This window comes from Acidovorax sp. SRB_24 (genome assembly GCF_012931925.1).
In genome coordinates this window covers 1-732 of sequence record NZ_MWOM01000172.1, presented here as the reverse complement: position 1 = coordinate 732, position 732 = coordinate 1, and the positions used below count along the sequence as shown (strand labels likewise).

Annotated in this window: 1 protein-coding gene; it reads right to left on the bottom strand. The window is 62.3% G+C overall.

The annotated features are described in order from the left end of the window. The coding region (locus B2J89_RS21305) for a malic enzyme-like NAD(P)-binding protein (protein WP_305792663.1) at window positions 1–732 on the bottom strand (732 nt) is incomplete at both ends.

Sequence of the window (732 nt, the reverse complement as noted above, 5' to 3'; positions counted from 1 at the left end):
GGGCGCGATCTTCATCATCAGGCGCGGGTCAAACGGCTTGGGGATCAGGTACTCGGGGCCGAAGGCGAGTTTCTCTCCGGCGTACGCTGCCGCGACTCGGTCGCTCTGTTCGGCTTGGGCGAGATCCGCGATGGCCCTGACTGCCGCAATCTCCATTTCGTCCGTAATCATCGTTGCGCCGCAATCGAGCGCGCCCCGGAAGATATAGGGGAAGCACAAGACGTTGTTGACCTGGTTCGGATAGTCCGCACGGCCCGTCGCCATGACAGCGTCGTGGCGTACTGCGAGGGCTATCTCCGGCATGATTTCAGGCGTCGGGTTTGCCAGCGCGAAGATCACTGGCCGGGCGGCCATGCTGGCCACCATGGGCGATTTCAGCACGCCGCCCGCGGACAGCCCCAGGAACACATCGGCGCCCTGGATCACTTCGCTGAGCGTGCGCGCTTCAGTCTTCTGGGCAAAGGCGCGCTTGTCCTCGTCCATCAGCTCGGTGCGGCCTTCGTATACGACCCCTGCCAGATCCGTGACGAAAACGTTTTCTCGCTGCAAGCCCACTTTCAAGAGCAGATTGAGACAGGCCAGCGCTGCTGCGCCGGCCCCGGATGCGACCAGCTTCACATCGGCAATGTCTTTCTCTACCACCTTCAGCGCATTGAGCAGCGCTGCCGCTACGGTGATGGCCGTGCCATGCTGGTCATCATGGAATACCGGAATTTTCATGCGCCGGCGCAG